Here is a 21,948-nt window from a genome sequence, read left to right as displayed (position 1 = left end):
ATCAATTATTTAATAGTTAATTTGTTTTCTACTTTTTTAGGCTTCAATTCCTGAACACTTTTTATCAAATTTTGCAATTGACTTCTTTTGATATCACCAGTAAGTGTAACCACGCCATCTTTAACTGTTGCCGTTACACCGCTGTACGTTTTTACTACCTCATTTACCGAAGTGGTTAAAACTGCATCAGGATTAATTTCTACAGGAGCCGCAACTACAGGTTCTGGAGCTGGAATCTCGCAATTGTTCACGACCGATTTAACACCTTTTATTCCTTTCACAATGCTTTCTGCATTTTGCTTGAAAGCATCATCTTTACAAGTACCCGAAATAGTCGCAACACCTTTCTCTACAGTCACTGAAACTCCAGGTAATTCGCTTAATTTTGCAGTAATTTCCTTTTGAATATCTGCATCTTTAGGTCCACAAGCCACTAATAAAAAAGCAAAACTCATTCCTAATAACATCGATTTAATTTTCATAATGATATCTTTTTTAAAATTAATTAATCTTCTAAGTTAACGAATAAATCAATCACATATTACAAAATAATCTTACATTTTTAAATATTATTGATTTCTTAAAATTAGCTAATAAAAAAAGTTTTGAATCTTACAATTCAAAACTTCTATGATTTCATAAAACACAAATGACTATTTATTACTAACAATAAAGATAAATCTATTTATCTTTATCAGATAATTTACTCACTAATTGTTCTAATTGAGTTATAGGCATTTTGACAACTGACTCAACCATAACATCATCAGAAGAAATAACTAAAACGCCTTCATTATCTTCTTCATAACCTGCAGACACAGTATAAAAATGGGGATTTATTATTACAGTTTCCTTTTTTCCATCTTTAAACCATCCGTAATTGGCTTCGTAAATAATTTTGTTTTCAAAAATTTGAATGACCTCTTCACCATAAGTGTTCCATAAAGAAACTCGTAGTGTATAAAACCCAATCAAGGAACAAATTCCGATTGCAATAAAATAGCCAATATGTAGACCGCTCCCAAGTGCAATGCCAAACATCGCTCCTCCTATAGGTAAAATAAATAAAGAAAAAGCCAATACAAACATTACTGTTCGCACTAAAAAAGGTGATTTCTTGACTTTCAGATTTAAAACATTATTGTGATAATGATATTGTTGCATAAAATTTTAGTTAACTATGGAACTTCTCTAATTGTTATTCTTAATTAGGTGAATAATTAAGCTTAGTCAAAACTCGATCTTCAATATTCCCCACAACATCACCATATTTCTCAGTGTACATCTTTTTGATATCAATCCATTCCTTATCTTTTCTAAAATCTTCCCAAGCTTTTTTCATTATGGCTTCATTTGGCCATTCTAGAAAATATACAAACTCTGTTTTCTTCTCTGATTTTGATTCGTAAATCGAAATAATCTTAAAGTTATATTTCTTCATAATTCGCATGGCATGATCCCGAAAACGCTCATGAAATTCTTTTTTATTGCTTTCAAAAATCTCATAGATCCGCAATTGAAAAAAGGGACTCGTTTGAGTTGCTTTTTGTGCTTTTATAACAAATGCTGTAAGCAAAAATATTATTAGGAAATATTTCTTCATAAATTATAAATTTATCAGCTTTACATTTTACCGTATCGCTGCTGTTCAGAAAAATAGATAATAATTGTTTTTCCATTCTTTTTATATGGGTAAAACAATTCATAATTTCCTTTACTAGAACTATATCGTAATTCCTCACTGTTTTTACTAAAAACTTCATTCAAATAAGCTCTTTCTTCTTTAGTAGTCTGATAAATATAATTTACCTTTTTAGGCTGTATGCTATCATTTGAATCTAAACTTTCATTGTAATAGGCATTAAAACCAAGAAAAACAGGCGAATCTTTAATAGAATCTTTTACAATTAAGGTTACGCTCGGAAAGTTTTTATCTGTTTCAGACAAAACTCTTAAAATGCCAGTGGTTTCCTTGATATATGCTTTAGAAAAAGTATAATTTAAAAGTTTATCACTATTTGACTTGTTTGACTCTATGATTGATTTTGCAGAATCAATTAGCATTTTTTCTTTTTTAGCAGAAGTTAGATAATTGCCTCCAAAAAGTATAATTAGAATTAATGGAAAAATTAAAAGTAAAGTCAAAACCTTACGTCTAGTCGATTTGGAATTTACTTCTTCTTCATTTTTTCTTTCGGCAATTCTTGTCAAATTGAACATTAGATTCACTATTAGAGATCCCGCCATAAGAGCAAGAATACCTAGAATGCTTAAATAAAAGCTTTCGGTCATGTTTTCTCTAAAAACCTTTAGTCCGAAAACCTCAATTACGATAAAGGTAAAAACCCAATAAAGTAATAAAAGTATAGACGTAATCCCGATAATATTACTTAATCTGACAATTTGTTTTGCGTTCATGAATAATGGATGTTTTGTTAAATGACATTTAGTTTCGGATTAAAAATAGTGCATTTTTTATTACAAAAATTCAATTTAGAGATGAAAAAATAAACGTAAAAAGTTTATTATTGTATTCTAAACTGATCTTATGAAATTAAAATACCTATTACTTATTGCGACCTTACTACTCACTAATTATTCTTTTTCATGTGAATGCATGCCTATTGACAAAGAAAATATGATTGAAAAAGGGTTAAAACAATCTGAAATTGTATTCTACGGAGAAGTCATAAAAGTGGATTCAATAAAAAGAACTTTTACTTTTAGAATTATAGAATTATTCAAAGGAAAATACAATTCTCAATATATTAAAGGGAAAGAATTTACTAGCTGTTCTATTTTACCAATCCAAAAACAACTTTGGATTGTTTATGCCAATTTTAAAAAAGATAAAACTATTATTGACATAAGCGGCTGTTCACCAAGTATGGGATTCAAACCATATCAAAATTACTTCCTCCCTCCACCACCTCCAAAAGATCCTCTATTAATTTCAAAAGATGAAAAAATAAATTTATTATCAAATTGCGTCTGGAAACTAAAATACGAAAATCAAAATATACAAGATTGGATTTATCATCTAGAAAAACTTAGAGCATATAAAACTTTTGAAAATCAAAATTTAGAAAAAGAAAAGCAATCAAAAATAGAATCGTATAGTCAATATATTATCATTTCTTTGATTGTCAACATCGTATTATTTCTGACTTTACTCTTTGTTATTTTAAAGAAAAAGAATTTCGCTAAATAACTAAAATCGGTTTTAAACAACGAAACAAAAGTCATATATTTGCTATCGAATAAAAAAGAATATGGAACAATTTGTAGTATCGGCTCGTAAATATCGCCCGCAGACCTTTAAGGATGTTGTGGGGCAAAAAGCCATTACAAACACTTTGTTGAACGCTATAGAAACCAATCACTTAGCTTCTGCTCTTTTATTTACAGGACCACGTGGAGTTGGTAAAACTACCTGTGCGCGTATCTTGGCTCGAAAAATAAATCAGCCTGGATATGATGATCCTACCGAAGATTTTGCATTTAACGTTTTTGAGCTAGATGCTGCTTCAAACAACTCGGTTGATGATATTCGTAGCCTTATCGATCAGGTTCGAATCCCACCTCAGACTGGACAATACAAAGTATATATCATTGACGAGGTCCATATGTTGTCTTCGGCCGCTTTTAATGCTTTTCTTAAAACATTGGAAGAACCGCCAAAACATGCTATTTTTATTTTAGCAACAACAGAAAAACACAAAATTCTTCCAACGATTTTATCTCGTTGTCAGATTTTCGATTTTAAAAGAATTACAGTAAAAGATGCTAAAGAACATTTGGCAGATGTTGCTGAAAGTCAAGGAATCGTTTTTGAAGATGATGCACTGCATATTATTGCTCAAAAAGCAGATGGTGCAATGCGTGATGCTTTGTCTATTTTTGACCGTGTAGTTTCATATTGCGGAACAAATTTAACACGTCAGGCTGTAACTGAAAACCTAAACGTTTTAGATTACGAAACTTATATTTCGATTACCGATTTACTTTTAGAAAATGAAATTCCGAAGCTTTTATTGGCTTACAACGACATTCTAGCTAAAGGTTTTGACGGGCATCATTTTATTGCTGGTTTGGCTTCGCATTTTAGAGATTTATTGGTAAGTAAAACGCCTTCGACTATTGCTTTATTAGAAGTCGGAGAACAAGCACAGCAAATGTATGCCATTCAATCGCAGAAATGTTCTCAGGAATTTTTATTAAAAGGAATTGACATTGCAAATGATTGCGATTTAAAATATAAATTAAGTCAGAATCAACGACTTTTAGTTGAATTATGCTTGATGCAATTGGCCTCTATCAACTTTGATGGAGAAAAAAAAAAGCTGAGCAATTCATAATTCCACCCGTTTACTTTAAAAACGGAGGTTATTCTATAGTTGAAGTTTCAAGTGTAAAACCCCAAACTCCAAGTTCGGAAGAAAAAAATAATGTCAATGCTACTTCAAATAGCAATGATAATGCTGTTGCTGTAAATATTACAAATACAGCACAAATTCCTGTTGAAACTCCAAAAGTTCAAACTCCAGAAGTTCCAAAAGCAGATACAAGCGGCGCTCCTAAAGTTTCTGCTTTTTCTCTTGCCAGTATCCGTAAGAAAAAAGAATTGGAAGCTAGCACAAAATCGTATGTTAAACCATCTTCTGTTTTACCAACTGAAGAGTTTAACGAAACCGATATGCGTCTTCATTGGAACAAATATGCGGAACGCTTAGGTCAAAAAGGACTTAAAATCATGGAATCGATTCTATTGATTAGTGATCCTGTTTTGAACGGTACAACAATTTCTTATGAATTGCCAAACGAAGGTTCAAAACTAGAATTTGAAAGTCAAATGAACGCTTTATTAGGGCATTTAAAAGGTCATTTACACAATCACGATATTACTATTGAAGTAATTGTAAATGAACAGGCTGAAATGAAACGAACTTACAACAACCAGGATCGTTATAATCGTTTCTTAGAAATCAATCCAAACATCGAGCTTTTGCGTTCAACATTTGGATTGGATTTGAAGGATTAATTTTTTTGTTGGCCACGAATTTCTCGAATTTTCACGAATTTTTTTCTTTCTTAAAACTGTTTAATAATTTATTGAATTTGCTTTGCCCATTCGCTATCGCTCGAGTCGTAGAAAATAAAAAACTATTTATTTTTTAGTCCGAAATTGTAGACTTTATCTAGCCATTTTTTTCTTTGTTCTTCCTTAGAACCTTTTATAATTCCGATGTAGCTTACTTTAACTGGTTTTACACCGCAGAATTCTAAAGTTGATTTTTTTAATTGATTAACACTTGGTCTTCCAAAAAAGAAACGATAATACCAGCTTGGCTGATCTAGGGTCGTAATGATGTGAGCTGTTTTGCCTTTTAATAATTTATCCCACCAAACTGAATTTTCACGGTATTGAAAAGCCATTCCAGGCAAAAACAAACGATCGATAAATCCTTTCGTTATCGCTGGAAGCCCGCCCCACCAAACGGGATGAATCCAAACTAGATGATCTGCTCTTTTTATTTTCTCCCAAGATTCCAATAAATCCGGTTCTAAATCGGTTCGTTTTTGATAACCGAATTTCAGATTTGGATTGAAGTTTAAATTGGCAATTGTGATGGCTTCTACTTGCGCACCAGAAGCAATTGCACCTTTTTGATACGATTCGGCTATTCCGAAATTGAAGCTTTCGGCATTTGGGTGTCCGTTTATTATTAGTATTTTTTTCATCTGAAAATGTTTTATCAAAAATACTACTAGTATACTTTATTTTACTGGACAAATGTCCTATTCTTTTTTTTCACGCAGATTTTGCAGATAAAGGAGATTTTGAAGACTGTCAAGATTTGCGCAGATTTTAATATCAGAATAAATAGAAATAAAAAAAATCTGCTTAGATCATTTTAAATCTGCGTGAAACAAAATTCAAAGTTTATAAAACAGCTTTTCTAATTCTGCTTAAATGTCTTGGTGTAATTCCTAAATAAGAAGCTAAATATTGCAACGGAATTAATTGAATATACTTTTGATGATTCTGGCGAAGTTCTTCGTAACGCTGTGCTCCAGATAATTTCTGAAAAGAAATCATTCTTTTATGCAGGTTTACAAATTCTAATTCGGTTAATTTTCTGCCCGTTTCTTGCCAATTGAATCCTGATTGATAGAGTTTTTCTAAAGCTTTTCGGTCTAGAATTTGCAATTCTGTATCGGTTAAAGCCTGAATATTTTCCTCTGCTTTTTCTTCGGTAATAAAACTGGCGAAAGAAGCCATAAACTCATTTTCGAAAGCAAAACAATTGGTAATTTCGTCTCCTTTATGATTGACAAAAAAGGAACGCAGAATTCCTTTTTCAATAAAAACTATTTCATTGCAAACCTGATTTTCAGTCAATAAAAGTTCCCCTTTTTTCAATGTGCGAAATGTAATTAAATCGTCTAAAAGACTTAATTCGTCAGCAGAGAAATCTTGAATGGACTGAAAAACAGATTTCATAAATTATTCATTTGAAGCAAAAATATTCTCGATTCTTTTGTCTGGAATAAGCCATAACATTGCAACTGTAAAGTAAGCGGCTCCAGAAATCCACTGATTGTAAAATGCAGTAACAATTCCGATTACGTATAAAACTAAAGAGATTTTTCCTTTATAATCTTTTTTAAGCACTCTTCTTAAAGCAGAATCTTTTCCTTCGCTGCACATAATGGTATATTGCAAAATAATGTAGGAGATTGCAGAAAGAAGCAGCACAACGCCATACATTGTCATTGCAGCCTTTTCAAAATTATGTTCTCCCATCCAAGCGGTAGAAACTGGGATTAAAGAAAGCCAAAACAAAAAGTGCAGATTGCTCCATAAGATTTTTCCGTTTACCCTTAATAATCCATGAAGCAAATAGTGGTGATTATTCCAATATATCCCAACATAAATAAAGCTCAAAATATAACTTAAAAACTTCGGTATAAGCGGTTTTAAATCTGCAAATTGATGTCCTTCTGGCGCTTTAATTTCCAAAATCATAATCGTAATAATGATTGCCAAAACGCCATCACTAAAAGCTTCTAGTCTGCCTTTATTCATTAAAAAAATAGTATTAAATTTTACCGTAGTACATTGCTTTTACGATACCATCAGAAAGTCCGATTTTAGGCACATAAATCTGGCGTGCACCACTCCATTTCATCGCGTTCAGATAGATACGAGTGGCATGGATAATTACGTCGGCACGGTCAGAATTCAGACCTAATTCGGCGATTCTCTGTTCGTAAGTCAACGAATTTAAAAATGCATACTGCGAGTTAACATAAATGTACGAAAGCGGTTTTTCCTGCTGTTTTCCAGACATTTTAAACAATTTATTGATGTTTCCTCCAGAACCTATCAGCGTTACTTCATCGTAATCGGCTGTATTGGTTTTAATCCATTTTTCGATCTCATCCCAAACTGAATCATGAACCATATTATTCAGTAAACGAACAGTTCCCGCTTTGAAAGATCTTGAAGTAATCATTTTTCCGTCAGAGAATAAGGTAAACTCGGTACTTCCACCTCCAACATCCACAAAAAGATAGGTTTCGTCCGATTTAATTAAATGATGCAAATCTGTAGAAGCAATAATTGCGGCTTCTTTTTTACCGTCGATTATCTCGATTTTAATGTCGGCTTTTTTCTTAATTAAAGCCACCACTTCTTTGGCATTATAGGCTTCGCGCATTGCAGAAGTTGCAAATGCCATATAACGCTCTACTTTATGTACTTTCATCAAAAGGTTGAATGCTTTCATGGCATCAATCATTCGATCTATATTTTCTGGTGAAATTTCTCCAACTGTAAAGGCATCTTGTCCTAAACGAATTGGTACACGAACAAGGGAACTTTTGTTAAACTGCGGTTCTTTGCCTTCTTGTTCCACAACGTTAGCGATCAAAAGCCTCATGGCATTCGAACCGATATCTATCGCTGCAAACTTCCTAATATTAATCATGCTCACTTTATGATTTGAAAATTGGTATTTATTATTAATTTACTTTTTGAGGAACCTCTTCTAATATGGCTACTTTATTCTGATAATATTTATAGGTTTCAAATTGTGCTCTAAATGGGGCATGATGATTTTTCGGCTTATATTTATTATCTAATTTGTATGAATGATATCTTACTTTTACGTTTCCTTTCCACGCAATATTAAAGTTATCAATCAATTCTTTCTTAATTTCTAGGTCATAAATTGGACAAGTTACCTCTACTCTTCCGTCAAGGTTTCTAGTCATAAAATCGGCAGACGAAATGTATACTTCGGTTAAACCTGCGTTTCCGAAAATGTAAACTCTCGAATGCTCCAAGTAATTGTCTACAATGCTTATTGCTTCTATGTTTTCGCTCATTCCTGGAATTCCTGGAATTAAAGAGCAAATCCCTCTTACTTGAAGCTGGATTTTTACTCCTGCATTACTTGCTTCGTATAATTTATCGATCATTTTAAAATCGGATAAACTATTCATTTTTAATTTGATGTGTGTTTTTCTACCAGCAAGAGCATGTAGAATTTCACGATCGATCAGTTTTATAAATTTAGTCCTTGTATAATGAGGAGAAACAATTAAATGCTTGTATCTATGAACTCTATAATTGATATCGAAAAACTCAAATATTTTTGAGGTGTCTTTTAATATTCCTTGATGGCAAGTTAAAAGCGTTACGTCGGTATAGATTTTGGCTGTAGATTCGTTGAAGTTTCCAGTTGAAATGAATCCGTAACGGCGGTTTTTACCTTCTTCTAATCTTTCGATTACACAAATTTTACTGTGAACTTTTAATCCTTTAATACCAAAAATAAGTTCAATGCCTTCTGTCTGCATTTGTTCTGCATAAGAGATATTCGAAGCTTCATCAAAACGTGCCTGAAGTTCGATTTGCACTACTACTCTTTTGCCATTTTTAGCTGCATTTATTAGAGAACTAATTACTTGCGAGTTTTTAGCTAAACGATATAAGGTTATTTTGATGCTTGTAACTTTGGGGTCTAAAGCAGCTTCACGCAAAAATTTGGTCAAATAAGAAAACGACTGATAAGGTGCATGAACTAAATAGTCTTTTTTACTGATTTTTTCTAAAATACTACCTTCTAAACTTAAACCAGGAACTGGCATAGGTTCATTTGGTTTGTATAATAAATCGTATCTGCCAAGGTTTGGAAAACTCATATAATCGCGACGATTATGGTATCTTCCTCCTGGAATTATACTATCTGTTTCTACAATTTTCATTTTATCTAAGAAAAACTGGAGCGTATCTTCTTCAATTAAATTATCGTAAATAAAACGAACAGGCTCTCCAATACGACGGTCTTTTACAGAAGAAGCAATTTTTTCGAGCATACTTTTACTCAAATCACTATCTATATCTAATTGTGCATCGCGGGTAATTTTGATCATGTGGGCAGAAACACTCTTATAATCAAATATATTAAAGATGTTTTTCAGTTTGAAACGAATAACATCATCAATTAAAATAACATATTGTTTTTCGTCCTCAGAAGGAAGCACAACAAACCTATTGATGGTTTTTGGAATTTCTATTAAAGCATAGCGGACCTCATCATTAGCCAATTCTAAACGAACAGCCAGATAGCCTAAAGTGTCTTTAAGAATAGGGAAAACGGCTAGATCATTTAAAATGATGGTTACTAACTCTGGGCTTAATTTTTGGTTATAAAAATCTTTTAAGAAACACTCTTGTTTTGGTGTAATCTGTGTTTCATTTATAATAAAAATATTCTCAGACTCAAGCTCCGCTTCAATATTGCCGAGAATACGTAAACTTTCAGATTGTTGCTGAATTACGATTTCGGTAATATCTTTAATCAATTGATGAGCAGAAATACCACCTAAATATTTTTCGCCAGAAATACCCGAGAGGCTTAATCGCCGAATGGCCGCGTATCGAACTCTAAAAAATTCGTCTAAATTGTTTGAAAAAATTCCAACAAAACGCAGTCTGTCTAAAAGTGGCACCGTATTATCTGCAGCTTCTTGAAGTACTCTTGCATTAAACGCTAACCAGCTTTTTTCTCTATCGATATATTTCTGTTCGTACACTGTAATTATTTTAAATCTTTGGGGAAAATAGTTTTATGTGTTTTGCCCTTATGGATTGTATCCCAACTGTCGGCATCAAATTGCAATGATACGAAGCCCGAAGTTGGAACATTCTCTATAAAAACATCCCCAAATTTATTAACAAAATTTGTAATAGCCTCGTTATGTCCGAAAAGAATAACGCTTTCAAAACTATTATCACACGATTTAATAACTTTTTCGAGTTGTTTTTCATCAAAAGTGTATAAATCATCTCTAAAAATAATACTTTCTAAAGGATAAGATATGTTTTGCGCAAAAATTAAAGCAGTTTCTGAGGCTCTCGCAGCTGTACTGCTCCACATTATATATGTTTTAGGTAGATACTCTGAAATATTTAATGAAACATCATGCGCGTCCAAAATTCCCCTTTTCATTAACGGACGATCAAAATCTTTTAATGGTGCTTCCCAGCTAGATTTGGCATGACGAATTAAAATAAGATTTTTCATAAACAGCAGAATTTAAAAACCTGAATTGCAGGCTATTTTTAATTAAGTTCTAATTTACAAAAGAAATTTTAAACCTTCTCCTTTTTTTATTTCTGTTAACATTATAACGAAATTTTAACAAGAATAAACAATTCGCAATCTGTTAACAATTACAAAATTATAGAAAACCAAAAATCACATTTTATGTACTTCATCTATAAAATTAGTATTTAGTCGATAATGTGACAGTTCGTAATATTTTAACTAAATATTTGATTATTAGCTATTTATGCGATGGCAAATAAACCATTTTCAACTAATAAATCAAAAAAATGTACGAAAAAATTTCAATTTTTAGAGTTAAAAAAAAGCGTTTTTGAGTCAATTTTTGACAAAAAAACAACACTTCAACGAGTTTTTAGGTTAGTTATAGATAAAAAAATAATAATAGAAAAACTCTAATATAACTTTGATTCTGTTAAAATTTCATAAATACTTTAAAACTAAATCTTAAGTTATGAAAACAAAATCTACTCTTGAAAAAGCAGTAAAATTTGTAAGCAATTGTAAGTTTATTTTTTTCTCGAAGAAAAATATCTTTAGCAAAAACATTTTTAATCTGCTTTGCTTATTAATTACTTCAGTTGCATTTTCGCAAGCTGGTTCGTGTAATTCTGAAATAACTATTGACGGAGATAATTATCAAAAGTACAATGGTTTTGAAGTTTCGTTTTTACTGCAAGTTAAAAATACTGGAAGTAATACGGATACTTATCAATTATCTGCTGAGAACTTTTCAAATTTTCCAGAAAACCCTGATGGCAGTACTACAAAAAGCAATGTTTTAATGAACAATAGACTGGAGAGCAAAAATTATTCTCCCCTGAATAAAACACTTACACTTTCTCCAGGAGAAACGGCTGAGTTTTATGTAAAACTAAGCTTGGCTGATATTTCTACACTCGATCAATGGAACGGCACTTCGGTCACAGTAACTTCTACCACTTGCCCGGACAGCAAAAGCCAAACTATTGTGCATACCTATATTCCCCCAAAAAAGACAAAAGGTATTGGATTTACTTTGCCAGTATTAGATCTGAAAAATAAAACAACTCCCAAAACATTAAGTGCTTTTTACTACTCTATGTAGGTGCAAATCGTTTTCAGTTAGTTAAAATATTATATCAATATTAAACATTTTAATATGAAAAACTTTACTTTCGAAAAAAGAATAAAAATCCTTCTAAGTTTTCTATTAAGCATTTTGTTTCTTAATGTTTATGCTGGAGAAGGAAGTAAACAAACAACTCCTGACATTAATCATAGGGCTTCACTTGCGATAAACAATAGCACTTATGGAAGTTTTGGTAGATATGGTTCGACAGATGCACAGCGATTGTATATTCGAATTCAAAACCCAAATAGCGAAAAAGTATATTTAGGTTTTAGCAGAGCTAGAAGATCAAGTCCAACTGGCACTGAAATTAATTCTAGATTTAGAATCATAAGACCTGATGGAAGTGTAGCATATGCAAACTATACTTTGGATGGTACCTCATCGAACATATCAGGTACTGAGGCTCAAAAACTTGCAAGAGCTCAAAATGGTCCAAATGGTATCGACGGAGTTACTACTGCTGGATACACTCCTATAGTTTTTAACCCAAATGGCATGCCTGCTGGTGATTACTATATCGAATTTGAGAGCTCAACTGATGGTAGCAGTACTGAAATTTACTATAACTATTACGATATTACAGTTGCCAATAGTTCAAACAAATCAATTCCTGGACGTATTTACTCAAAACGCTGGGCTTTTGCTATGGATGATGTTGATACTGACTTTAATGGCGCTTTTTATGTTTTTGCTCCAGATAACGGTTCTACAACTGGGGCCGTTACTCAAAACGGTTTTGTAAATAAAATCAATTTTAATGGTGCTGGTTTCAGACCTTGGTATTTCAATGTGGCTTTTAATAATACAGGCCCAGGAAATTCAGGAAATGCAGCTAATGATCAAAAAAGTATTTATAATGCACCGAATGCTACGCAAATGAGTCCAAAATATGAGGTCTTCCTAAATGATCCTGATATTAATATATGGAAAAATGGAACTTATAACGGTAACATACAAATTAACGGAATTACCAATTGCGGTATTGGCGAAAGCAATATAAACATTAGTGTTTTTAAAAGCGGAACTATCGAAATACTTCTTGACTTTAACGGTGGAGATGGAATTTATACTCCAGGCACAAAAGATGTATTAAGTACCCAAACAGTTACAGCATCGGGAGCTCCTCCTTATGCCGTAAGTGTTCCTTGGAATGGAAAAGATGGTTTAGGAAACACTATCGCACAAGGCACCTCAATACCAATAGTCGTTACTTTTGGACAAGCTGCTTTCCATTTCCCGATATATGATGTAGAAGAAAATCAATATGGTTTCTCCTGTACAACGGTTAGACCTGCGGCTCCATCTGGATATGTTTTAAAATTCTACTGGGACGACAGCAATATTACTTATACTGGAGGTACTTTTGACGCCAAAGTAAATCTTACTGGCTGTACACCAAATGGTACTCCTCCAAGCAATTGCCATAGATGGAATGGGTTTAATGACAATAATAATAGCTCGCCTCAATATGGAAATTTAAATACCATCAATACTTGGTGGTATGCCAATCGAGACTTTGTAACTTCTAATATCGTTTTGCCACCATTCTACACTGTTGCACTAGGAACAACAAGCAATGTTACTTGTTTTGGCGGTAATGATGGTAAAATTCAGATTAATGTAACAAACGGAACGGGTCCGTTTAAGTATTACATTAACGGAGAAACAACCGTAAATACTTTACAAAGTTTACCTGCTGGAACTTACAATATCAAAGTTGTTGATGCAAATGGATGTTCTGCAAATATAAATGGCGTTGTAATTACACAACCTGCCGCTGCAGTAACCGTTGCCAAAACGTCTCAAACTGATGTATTGTGTTTTGGAGCTTCAACTGGAGCTATTAATATAACAGCCTCTGGAGGTGTAGCGCCTTATACTTATGACTGGGCAGATCTTACAGGAACAACTGATCCTGAAGACAGAACTGGACTTATTGCCGGAACATATACCGTAACCGTAAAAGATTCTAAAGGATGTACTTCTGCGCCTCTTACCATTACAATCACACAATCAGGTTCAGCAGTAACCGTTGCCAAAACATCTCAAACTGATGTATTATGTTTTGGAGCTTCAACTGGAGCTATTAATATAACAGCCTCTGGAGGTGTCGGACCTTATACTTATGACTGGGCAGATCTTACAGGAACAACCGATCCTGAAGACAGAACTGGACTTATTGCCGGAACATACACAGTAACCGTAAAAGACGCAAACGGATGTTCTGCAGCGCCTCTTGCCATTACTATAACACAGCCTGCTTCAGCAGTGGTCGTTGCCAAAACTTCCCAAACTGATGTATTGTGCTTTGGCTCTTCAACAGGAGCAATCAACATAACAGCTTCTGGAGGTGTAGCGCCATATACTTACGACTGGGCCGATCTTGCGGGAACCACTAATCCTGAAGATAGAACCGGACTTATTGCAGGAACTTATACTGTAACGGTGAAAGATGCAAACGGATGTTCTTCAGGTCCTCTTTCTGTAACCATAACACAGCCTGCTTCAGCAGTGGCTGTTGCTAAAACTTCCCAAACTGATGTATTGTGCTTTGGCTCTTCAACAGGAGCAATCAACATAACAGCTTCTGGAGGTGTAGCGCCATATACTTACGACTGGGCCGATCTTGCAGGAACTAATGATCCTGAAGACAGAACAGCACTGCCTGCAGGAACTTATACCGTAACGGTGAAAGATGCAAACGGATGTTCTGCCGCGCCTCTTGCCATTACTATAACACAGCCTGCGTCAGCAGTGGTCGTTGTCAAAACTTCCCAAACTGATGTATTGTGCTTTGGCTCTTCAACAGGAGCAATCAACATAACAGCTTCTGGAGGTGTAGCGCCATATACTTACGACTGGGCCGATCTTGCGGGAACCACTGATCCTGAAGATAGAACTGGACTTATTGCAGGAACTTATACTGTAACTGTGAAAGATGCAAACGGATGTTCTGCCGCGCCTCTTTCTGTAACCATAACACAGCCTGCTTCAGCAGTGGCTGTTGCTAAAACTTCCCAAACTGATGTATTGTGCTTTGGAGCTTCAACTGGAGCGATCAACATAACAGCTTCTGGAGGTGTAGCGCCTTATACCTACGACTGGGCTGATCTTGCAGGAACTAATGATCCTGAAGACAGAACAGCATTGCCTGCAGGAACTTATACCGTAACCGTGAAAGATGCAAACGGATGTTCTACAGCGCCTCTTGCCGTTACAATTACACAGCCTGCTTCAGCAGTAGCCGTGGCTAAAACTTCGCAAACCGATGTATTGTGTTTTGGCGCTTCAACAGGAGCAATAAATATAACAGCTTCTGGAGGTGTAGCGCCTTATACTTACGATTGGGCCGATCTTGCGGGAACTAATGATACTGAAGATAGAACAGCATTGCCTGCAGGAACTTATACTGTAACGGTGAAAGATGCAAACGGATGTTCTGCAGCGCCTCTTGCCGTTACAATTACACAGCCAGCTTCAACAGTAGCTGTGGATAAAACTTCACAAACCGACATATTATGCTTTGGATCATCAACTGGAGCTATTAACATAACAGCTTCTGGAGGTGTAGCGCCTTATACTTACGATTGGGCCGATCTTGCAGGAACCACTGATCCTGAAGACAGAACCGGACTTATTGCAGGAACTTACACCGTAACCGTGAAAGACGCAAACGGATGTTCTGCCGCGCCTCTTGCCGTTACAATTACACAGCCTGCTTCAGCAGTAGCCGTGGCTAAAACTTCCCAAACCGATGTATTTTGCTTTGGCGCTTCAACAGGAGCGATCAACATAACAGCTTCTGGAGGTGTTGCCCCTTATACGTACGACTGGTCCGATCTTGCAGGAACTAATGATACTGAAGATAGAACCGGACTTATTGCAGGAACTTTTACCGTAACCGTAAAAGACGCAAACGGATGTTCTGCCGCGCCTCTTGCCATTACAATTACACAGCCTGCTTCAGCAGTATCCGTAGCTAAAACTTCCCAAACTGATGTATTGTGTTTTGGCTCTTCAACAGGGGCAATCAACATAACAGCTTCTGGAGGTGTAGCGCCTTATACGTACGATTGGGCTGATCTTGCGGGAACCACTGATCCTGAAGACAGAACAGCATTGCCTGCAGGAACTTATACTGTAACTGTGAAAGATGCAAACGGATGTTCTGCCGCTCCACTTTCTGTAACTATTACACAGCCAGGTGCTGCTTTATCATGCTCTGTTGTACAAAATAAACCAGTGACCTCAAATGGTTTAAGCAATGGTGAAGCAACTGTAACTCCAATTGGGGGTACTCCTACTTACACTTACTTATGGGATAATGGCGAGAATACGCCTAAAGCAGTAGCTCTAAATGCAGGAACACATAGCGTAAAAGTTACGGATGCAAATGGCTGCTTTACAGAATGTACTGTTTTAATTACAGAACCTAATGTACTTTCATGTAGTATTTCGCAAGATAGCGCTGTAAAATGTTATGGAGGGAATACTGGTAAAGCGACGGTAACAGCTGTGGGCGGTAACGGAGAGTATACTTACCTTTGGGATAATGATGAAACAACTGCACAAGCAGTTGCTTTAACAGCAGGTTTACATTCTGTAAAAGTTACTGACAAATTAGGATATACTACTACATGCGAAATAACAATTGGTCAGCCTCAAGCTCCTTTAAGCGCAACAACAACGCAAGTTAATGTAGCTTGTGGTGGCGGAGCAACAGGTTCTGCAACTGTTATACCATCTGGCGGAACAAGTCCTTACACTTACTCTTGGGATACTAATCCTGTTCAGACAGATGCTACAGCTACAGGATTAAAAGCTGGAAATTATAATGTTACGGTTAAAGATGCTAACTTATGTGCCATCGTAAAAACTGTAATTATTATCGATGGAGATTCTGTTATACCGGTTATAGATCCACTACCTGCAGTTTCTACTATCAATTGTCCAGCAGAACCTGTTTTTGCACAAGCAACAGCAACTGACGACAGTGGAACGATCTCTTCATTGACTTATGAAGATACTACTACAGAAGGAAATTGCGCTGGAACTTATACCAAAACAAGAACATGGACTGCGAAAGATGCTTGTGGAAATGTTTCACTTCCTGTAAGTCAAACCATAATTGTGCAAGACAATTCTGCTCCAACTTGGACAACTCAAGCCGCATCTTTAGACAAAACTATAGAATGCAGTGACGAACAGGCTTTAGCAAATGCTCAATCTTTATTCCCAATAGCTAATGATACTTGTGACAGTGATGTTTCTAATATCACTAAAGTAAGCGGACAATTTGTAGCTTCTGAAGGATGCGGAAATGCAGGAACTTACACCAACACTTGGACGGTAAAAGACGATTGTGGAAATACTTCTGAAACTTTCACTCAGATAATTACAATTCAGGATACAACTGCGCCAACATGGACTACTCAAGCTGGCACTTTAAACGCAACTTTAGAGTGTAGCGATACAGAAGGACTTGCTGCTGCTCAGGCTCAATTCCCAATTGCTTCTGACTTATGCGATACTGATGTTTCTAATATCACTAAAGTAAGCGGACAGTTTACAGCTTCTGAAGGATGCGGAAATGCAGGAACTTACATCAACACTTGGACTGTAAAAGACGATTGTGGAAATACTTCTGAAACTTTCACTCAAATAATTACAATTCAGGATACAACTGCGCCAACATGGACTACCCAAGCTGGCACTTTAAACGCAACTTTAGAGTGCAGTGACACAGAAGGACTTGCTGCTGCTCAGACTCAATTCCCAATTGCTTCTGACTTATGCGATACTGATGTTTCTAATATCACTAAAGTAAGCGGACAGTTTGTAGCTTCTGAAGGATGTGGAAACGCAGGGGCTTACACCAACACTTGGACAGTAAAAGACGACTGCGGAAATACTTCTGAAACTTTCACTCAGATAATTACAATTCAGGATACAACTGCGCCAACATGGACTACTCAAGCTGGCACTTTAAACGCAACTTTAGAGTGCAGTGACACAGAAGGACTTGCTGCTGCTCAGGCTCAATTCCCAACAGCTTCTGACTTATGCGATACTGATGTTTCTAACATTACTAAAGTAAGCGGACAGTTTGTAGCATCTGAAAACTGTGGAAATGCTGGAACTTACACCAACACTTGGACTGTAAAAGACGATTGCGGAAATACTTCTGAAACCTTTACTCAGACAATTACAATTCAGGATACTACAAAACCTGCTTTTGTTGGCGAATTGCCTTCAGATATTACAGTTTCTTGTGATGCAGTTCCAGAGCCATTTAATATGGAAGCTTCTGACAATTGCAATGGAGACTTGCCAATTGTTTTCAGCGAAACAAAAAGCGATATTAAAAACGAATGCGGTACAGAATATACCTTAACTCGCAACTGGTCAACAAGTGATTGTGGAGGAAATTCAATTTCTTATACTCAAATTATTACAGTAAGAGATACAACACCTCCAACAGGTACTGCACCAGCAGATGTTGCTAATTTGCAAAATGCTGCAGACATTCCAGCAGGAAGCCCAGAAGACATAAAAGATGCGGCTGATAACTGTAGTGGAACGGTAAATATTACTGTAAACGACACTAACAATGGAGGAACTGGATGTAATGGAGAATCTTACATTTTAACCAGAACTTATACGCTAACAGATTGTGCAGGAAATAAAACTGAATTGGTACAAACCTTTACAGTTGAAAATAAAGTTTCTGTGAGCGGTATAGCTACCAATGTAAGCTGTCAAGGAGAAAGCAACGGTTCGATAGCAGTTACTAGCAGTCCTGGAGCTACGGTAGTGATTACAAATCAAAATAATGAGGTCGTTGGAAATACTAATTTACCAGCTGGAACATATACACTTACTGCAACGTCTGTAGTAAATGGTGAAAACCAAACTTGTACAGCAACTGCAACAGTTGTGATTACAGAGCCTGATTATAGAGTTAAAATATCTGGACAAATCATAAATGTAGATACGAATGCTCCAATTGCAAATGTACCTGTGACATTGATTCCGCAAGGAACAACTACTGGTCCAATACAAATGCGTATTACTGGCGCCGATGGAATGTACAGTTTTACAGGAATGCCTGCTGGAAGCTATTTGGTACAAGTTCAAGATGCTAATTTAAATAGTGCACATCAATTATATCCTGTTGATTCAAGCTTGTTCTTTACTACTCTTGAAGAATGTGCTTTCCAAGTTCATAACTTTGAATACGGAAAATCAAACCTTCCAGTTCTTGGAGATTATGTTTGGTATGATCTTAACAATAACGGAATTCAAGATGAATGGTACGACGCTAATAATGATGGAGTGGTGACCAAAAACATTCCAGATTCAAATGGATCTATCGACTATAGCCAATGGGAATGGATTGACCTTAACGGAGACGGAAGCTATACTGGCCCACAAAACAATGGCGAATTAAATGCCGCAGGTTTTGGAAATGCGTTAAGTGCCAATGTAATAATCGATGGTCCAAACGGATATCATGAAGAAGTAATAGTGGGTATCGAAGGATTCTGGAGAGATCGTCCTGAGACAGCAAATCCTTATGGAGACTATACGATCAAATTGGTTAGAGATGCCAACTTTGATGCTGTGGCTGCTGCTTTAGGAGCAACTGGTTTAGTAAAAGTTCTTCCATCAATATCTGGTAAAAAAATAACAGCTAAAACAAGCAAATTGCAATTGCATACCGTTTGTACAACAACAACAGACAGTGGTTATGTTGTAACGGTAACTCCAGAAGATTTGGTTCATTTAGATGCCGACTTTGGTGTAAGCTGTAAAGATTACAAAGATATTGTTGCCAACGATGATAATGCTGGTCCAATTGCAGGTGTAAACCATACTACAACTAATGTATTAAATGTATTGCCAAATGATACTTTAGAAGGAAATGCCATAACTGCATCTGATGTTATTATTACAACTGTAACACCAAACGAGTTTTTACAGTTAAATCCTGATGGTTCTGTTGATGTACTACCAAATGCTCCTGTAGGAACATTAACAATGGTATATCAAATTTGCGAAGCTGATCAAACAGACAACTGCGACACTGCAACAGTTACAGTTACAATTGAAGCTCCAGTAATGACCGTTACAGCAACTTCAATATGTGTTAATGATGTTCCATATATTGATTATGTAGTAACAGCAGTAAACTTCACTCCTGTAAATGGTGTAACCATTGCTTGGGCAGACGGCAACAACAATGTCGTAACAACAATGAACAATTTACCATTAAGCGGTCGTGTATTGTGGCCAGGAGCGGTTGTAGACGAGCAAGGAAAAGGAATCGATTGGCCAGGCTGGATTTTTGAAAACAACAGATGGATTGAAGGAGCAGATGGATTTGAAAAATTACGTCCAACTACCAATGTAACTTTCACTGTTAATCCAAGTGAGACTATTACAATTAGTTATCCACCTGCAGATCCTTATTGTACTGCAAGACCAACATTTGCAATAGTGGCTAATGATGATACTCCTGCACCAATAACAGCAAGTGCAACGCAAACTACTGTAGGCAACGTTTTAACTAACGATACATTAAATGGTAGCCCAGTAAATATAAATGATGTAACACTAACCACAACTATTTCGGATCCAAAAGGTTCAATATCTATTAATCCTGATGGAACTATAAGTGTTGCACCAAACACACCAGGCGGTACATACACTTTGACTTATCAAATCTGCGAAAAAGCCGATTTTGGAAATTGTGATACCGCAATTGTAACAGTAGTAGTTCTTGATCCGCCAGCACCACCTACTCCAGTAGTAGCGAATGATGACAACTTCAATAATATTGGATGTAATTCTTTTGGATTAGTAGGCAATGTATTGAGTAATGATGTAAAAGGAATAACTCGCGCATCACTTGAATTAGTAAACTTTACACTTCTTACAGAAGGTAACAATACTAAAACAGATCCAAACATTACTATTGACAATTCTGGAAACGTAAATGTATCCAGTCTAACACCTGCCGGGACTTATACTTATAGCTATAGAATCTGCGATAAATTAAGTTCTGAAAATTGTGACACTGCAACGATTACTATTATAGTAGTTCCAAATGGTGTTACTGAAACCAGATCGACAGCATGTAACGATGATTCAACATTGGTTAACTTAAGTAGCCTACTTCCTGAAGGAAGCCCTACAACAGGAGTTTGGCAAGATAGAAACAATACCAATGCGTTACAAGGAGGCATTCTTAATCCGTTTGGTTTAGCATTAGGCAATTACGTTTTTGAATATGTAATAGCAGATCAAAACTGTCCAAGAAGCATAGTTTTAAACATGGAAATCAATGATGATTGTAAAGTCTTAGCTTGTGGTGATGTGTTAGTGCATAATGCTTTCTCTCCTAATGGCGATAACATGAACGATTTCTTCAAAATTGATAATATTGACGAACTAACTTGTTATCCAGGCAATACTGTTGAAATATATAATCGCTGGGGAATTCTAGTTTTTGAAACTTCAAATTATAACAATACAACAAATGCTTTTGATGGAACTTCACGAGGAAGAACAACTGTTAAGCAATCTGACGGACTACCAACTGGAACCTATTTTTACATTATTACGTATAAATCTCTAGATGGAAACAACAATGTTCAAGATCATAAACTAGACGGGTATTTATATTTATCTAGATAGCAATTAGAATACGCTGCAAATAAATATTTGCAGCGTATTAAAAAATCTATATTTTTTTGATTAATTCCAAAACATAATTAATTAAAAAACAATGATTTAAATAGTCAATAGTAATTATTAAATTAATAAAATCTACTATGAGAACAAAATTATTTTTCTTCGTCATTCTGTTAGTTACATGTTCAGGGTATGCACAGCAAGATGCGCAGTACACACAGTATATGTACAATACAATAGCCATAAATCCTGCCTATGCAGGTTCCCGTGGAGTATTCAGTGTATTTGGCCTTTACCGCACCCAATGGGTCGGTCTTGATGGAGCGCCAGAGACAAGCAGCTTCTCAATCAATACGCCAATAAACAATAGCAGATTAGGCATTGGAGCTTCATTGGTCAATGATAAAATTGGCCCTACAAATGAAAACAACATCTCAGTCGATCTGTCTTATACCATTCAGACCTCTGCAGATTTTAAGCTTTCATTTGGCATCAAAG

At 35.5% G+C, this 21,948-nt stretch carries 16 protein-coding genes; 6 read left to right on the top strand and 10 right to left on the bottom strand.

Going from position 1 to position 21,948, the window contains the following annotated elements; genetic code table 11:
- Window positions 1-5: 5 nt before the first annotated feature.
- The 4 genes from SOM12_RS00080 to SOM12_RS00065 form a co-directional block, all read right to left on the bottom strand.
- Window positions 6-482 carry a BON domain-containing protein gene (locus SOM12_RS00080; protein ID WP_320491944.1) on the bottom strand — a complete coding sequence of 159 codons (477 nt, stop codon included), beginning with the start codon at window positions 480-482 and terminating at the stop codon, window positions 6-8.
- A 199-nt stretch (window positions 483-681) separates the two neighbouring features.
- Window positions 682-1,164, bottom strand: a complete 483-nt coding sequence (locus tag SOM12_RS00075) for a hypothetical protein (protein WP_320491943.1) — start codon at window positions 1,162-1,164, stop codon at window positions 682-684.
- 40 nt (window positions 1,165-1,204) lie between these two features.
- Window positions 1,205-1,603: an NIPSNAP family protein gene (locus tag SOM12_RS00070; RefSeq protein WP_320491942.1), complete on the bottom strand. Its 399-nt coding sequence runs from the start codon at window positions 1,601-1,603 to the stop codon at window positions 1,205-1,207.
- 20 nt (window positions 1,604-1,623) lie between these two features.
- Complete coding sequence (locus tag SOM12_RS00065) at window positions 1,624-2,418, bottom strand: hypothetical protein (protein WP_320491941.1); 795 nt, start codon at window positions 2,416-2,418, stop codon at window positions 1,624-1,626.
- 130 nt (window positions 2,419-2,548) lie between these two features.
- On the opposite strand from SOM12_RS00065, the gene SOM12_RS00060 reads away from it, so the two are divergent.
- The 3 genes from SOM12_RS00060 (at window position 2,549) to SOM12_RS00050 (ending at window position 5,041) form a co-directional block, all read left to right on the top strand.
- On the top strand, window positions 2,549-3,211 hold the full coding sequence (locus SOM12_RS00060) for a hypothetical protein (RefSeq protein ID WP_320491940.1): 663 nt from the start codon (window positions 2,549-2,551) through the stop codon (window positions 3,209-3,211).
- Window positions 3,212-3,272: 61 nt separating this feature from the next.
- Entirely contained in the window at window positions 3,273-4,358 is a 1,086-nt protein-coding gene (gene dnaX, locus SOM12_RS00055; protein ID WP_320491939.1) for a DNA polymerase III subunit gamma/tau, read from the top strand.
- A gap of 266 nt (window positions 4,359-4,624) precedes the next feature.
- Window positions 4,625-5,041 (top strand): DNA polymerase III subunit gamma/tau, encoded by a 417-nt coding sequence (locus SOM12_RS00050; protein ID WP_095930548.1) that lies wholly within the window; start codon window positions 4,625-4,627, stop codon window positions 5,039-5,041.
- Window positions 5,042-5,163: 122 nt separating this feature from the next.
- Here the strand turns inward: SOM12_RS00050 and SOM12_RS00045 are convergent, their stop codons facing one another.
- The 6 genes from SOM12_RS00045 to SOM12_RS00020 all read right to left on the bottom strand — a co-directional run bounded on the left by SOM12_RS00045 (window position 5,164) and on the right by SOM12_RS00020 (window position 10,598).
- Window positions 5,164-5,742, bottom strand: a complete 579-nt coding sequence (locus tag SOM12_RS00045; protein WP_320491938.1) for an NAD(P)H-dependent oxidoreductase — start codon at window positions 5,740-5,742, stop codon at window positions 5,164-5,166.
- A gap of 202 nt (window positions 5,743-5,944) precedes the next feature.
- Complete coding sequence (locus SOM12_RS00040) at window positions 5,945-6,505, bottom strand: Crp/Fnr family transcriptional regulator (RefSeq protein WP_095930546.1); 561 nt, start codon at window positions 6,503-6,505, stop codon at window positions 5,945-5,947.
- A gap of 3 nt (window positions 6,506-6,508) precedes the next feature.
- Window positions 6,509-7,090, bottom strand: coding sequence for a TMEM175 family protein (locus SOM12_RS00035; RefSeq protein WP_320491937.1), 582 nt, complete (start codon window positions 7,088-7,090; stop codon window positions 6,509-6,511).
- 13 nt (window positions 7,091-7,103) lie between these two features.
- Window positions 7,104-7,994 (bottom strand): Ppx/GppA phosphatase family protein, encoded by an 891-nt coding sequence (locus SOM12_RS00030; protein WP_095930544.1) that lies wholly within the window; start codon window positions 7,992-7,994, stop codon window positions 7,104-7,106.
- Window positions 7,995-8,028: 34 nt separating this feature from the next.
- On the bottom strand, window positions 8,029-10,107 hold the full coding sequence (gene ppk1 / locus SOM12_RS00025; RefSeq protein WP_172426925.1) for a polyphosphate kinase 1: 2,079 nt from the start codon (window positions 10,105-10,107) through the stop codon (window positions 8,029-8,031).
- 5 nt (window positions 10,108-10,112) lie between these two features.
- Window positions 10,113-10,598 carry a SixA phosphatase family protein gene (locus SOM12_RS00020; protein ID WP_095930542.1) on the bottom strand — a complete coding sequence of 162 codons (486 nt, stop codon included), beginning with the start codon at window positions 10,596-10,598 and terminating at the stop codon, window positions 10,113-10,115.
- Window positions 10,599-11,094: 496 nt separating this feature from the next.
- On the opposite strand from SOM12_RS00020, the gene SOM12_RS00015 reads away from it, so the two are divergent.
- From SOM12_RS00015 to SOM12_RS00005, 3 genes are all read left to right on the top strand, one after another.
- Window positions 11,095-11,727 (top strand): hypothetical protein, encoded by a 633-nt coding sequence (locus SOM12_RS00015; RefSeq protein ID WP_095930541.1) that lies wholly within the window; start codon window positions 11,095-11,097, stop codon window positions 11,725-11,727.
- 54 nt (window positions 11,728-11,781) lie between these two features.
- Window positions 11,782-21,453, top strand: a complete 9,672-nt coding sequence (locus SOM12_RS00010; protein WP_320491936.1) for a gliding motility-associated C-terminal domain-containing protein — start codon at window positions 11,782-11,784, stop codon at window positions 21,451-21,453.
- A 137-nt stretch (window positions 21,454-21,590) separates the two neighbouring features.
- A partial coding sequence (locus tag SOM12_RS00005; RefSeq protein ID WP_320491935.1) for a PorP/SprF family type IX secretion system membrane protein occupies window positions 21,591-21,948 on the top strand: 358 nt, incomplete at its 3' end.

It is taken from the genome of Flavobacterium sp. CFBP9031 (assembly GCF_034044945.1).
In the GTDB taxonomy this organism is placed as follows: domain Bacteria; phylum Bacteroidota; class Bacteroidia; order Flavobacteriales; family Flavobacteriaceae; genus Flavobacterium.
The sequence above is the reverse complement of the archived record's forward strand: the minus strand, read 5'-3'. Positions and strand labels throughout refer to the sequence as shown.